The following is a 1963-nucleotide window of genomic DNA, read 5'->3' as shown; positions in this document are numbered from 1 at the left end:
ATCTACACTTGTTATTGGTTGACTTTTTTATGTATAATAGTAAAAGAATATTTAAAGATTATATAAGATGAATATAACTATTAATACTCCTGCTTTTATTAAGTGGGAGTTAAGCATTTTTACCCTTATGAATAAAGGATTTTAAGTTTTAGTTAGAGGTTTTAAAAGATTCATAGAGGGTTAAAAAGTAATTAATTTAAATGTTACTAAATACATTATAAGGAGTGTATACTCATGAAAAAAGGACAAGAAATTGAAGTTTTTATAGAAAAAACTGAATTTGGAGGATATGGAATAGGGTTTTTAGAAGATAAAAAAATCTTTGTAAAAGGTACTGTTCCAGGTCAAAAGGTTAAAGCAAGAGTTAGTAAAAAGAAGAAGGACTATGCTGAAGGAAAGTTTATAGAAATAATAGAAAAAGCTCCTTCTCAAATAGATGCTCCATGTCCACATTTTGGACCATGTGGAGGATGTTCAACTCAGTTTATTCCTTATGAAACTCAGTTAAATCTTAAAGCTTCAGAGGTAATTGAGCTTTTTAAAGAAGGAAATGTATCCACTGGGGAATTTATAGGGATTGAAGGAAGTCCAGAAACCTTTGAATATAGAAATAAAATGGAGTTTTCCTTTGGAGATGCTACAAAGGGTGGAGAATTAGAGCTTGGAATGCATAAGAAAGGAAGTCCCTTCTCTATAGTAACAGTAGATAGCTGTATGTTAGTAGATGAGGACTTTAGAAAGATATTTAAGGTAACCTTAGATCATTTTAGAGAAGCAAAGCTTCCTTATTATAGAATAAGAAGTCATGAGGGATACTTAAGACATTTTATAATAAGAAAAGGGAAAAATACAGGAGACTTAATGGTTAACATTGTAACCTCATCTCAAATAGAGTTTGACTTAACTCCTTGGATGGAAAAGCTTAAGGAATTAAATTTAGAAGGTAATCTAAAATCCATAATACATACAACAAATGATTCCCTATCTGATGCAGTAGTGCCAGAGAAGGTCGAAGTTTTATATGGAGATGACTACATAATGGAAGAAGTCCTAGGACTAAGGTTTAGAATATCACCATTCTCCTTCTTCCAAACTAATACTAAGGGAGCGGAGAAACTATATTCCTTAGTAAAAGAATTTATGGGAGATATGGCAAAGGATAAGGTAGTATTTGACCTTTACTGCGGAACTGGAACCATAGGTCAAATTGTAGCAGGAGATGCAAGTAAGGTAATAGGAATTGAGCTTATAGAAGAGGCAGTAGTAGCAGCCAATGAAAATGCAAACCTAAACAACCTAAACAACTGCCACTTTATAGCTGGAGATGTAGCTAAGATAATAAATACCGTAAAAGATAAACCAGACATAATAATCCTAGACCCACCAAGAAGTGGAGTTCATCCAAAGGCTCTTGAGTATGTGGTTGAGTTTAATGCTAAGGATATAATATATGTTTCTTGTAATCCTAAGACTTTAGTAAATGATTTGAAATATCTTGAGGCTCATGGATATAAAGTAGAGAAGACAAAGTTGAAAGATATGTTCCCGAACACTCCTCACGTTGAAACTGTGGTTAAGATAAGTAAGTAATGTCAAGGGTTTAGGGATTTTAGAGAATTAAAATACATCATTTGCCACCGATTTGCCACCATGAATTATAGTATGGTGGCAAATTATTTTATAACACTTTCAAATATATCAACTGTATTAATACTCATTTTTTCAGTTACATGAGAATAAGTATCCATAGTAGTAGATAATTTTGAGTGTCCTAATCTTTTTTGGATATCTTTAAAATTAGCACCATTTTCAAGGAGCATGGTTGCATGGGTATGTCTTAACATATGAAAATTAAATCTGATTCCTAGATCATAATTTACTACTCTACTTAAATATTTTAGACTTTCAGTTGAAATAAGTTCTCCATTTTCTTTGGTAGAAATAAGGTCTATTGAATTGTATC

General features: G+C 31.8%; 2 protein-coding genes. One reads left to right on the top strand and one right to left on the bottom strand.

What is annotated here, in order from left to right; translation table 11 throughout:
- The first annotated feature begins 234 nt into the window (after window positions 1-234).
- Window positions 235-1590: a 23S rRNA (uracil(1939)-C(5))-methyltransferase RlmD gene (rlmD, locus tag AB2369_RS13110; RefSeq protein WP_367666916.1), complete on the top strand. Its 1356-nt coding sequence runs from the start codon at window positions 235-237 to the stop codon at window positions 1588-1590.
- An 83-nt stretch (window positions 1591-1673) separates the two neighbouring features.
- Here rlmD and AB2369_RS13105 read toward each other — a convergent pair.
- A partial coding sequence (locus tag AB2369_RS13105; protein WP_367666915.1) for a tyrosine-type recombinase/integrase occupies window positions 1674-1963 on the bottom strand: 290 nt, incomplete at its 5' end.

Source organism: Clostridium sp., assembly GCF_040797585.1.
GTDB lineage: Bacteria > Bacillota > Clostridia > Clostridiales > Clostridiaceae > Clostridium_Z.
The sequence above is the reverse complement of the archived record's forward strand: the minus strand, read 5'-3'. Positions and strand labels throughout refer to the sequence as shown.

Bases quoted from the DNA above. Each gene is read 5' to 3' on its own strand.
- rlmD (WP_367666916.1), top strand. From the start codon at position 235: ATGAAAAAAGGACAAGAAATTGAAGTTTTTATAGAAAAAACTGAATTT.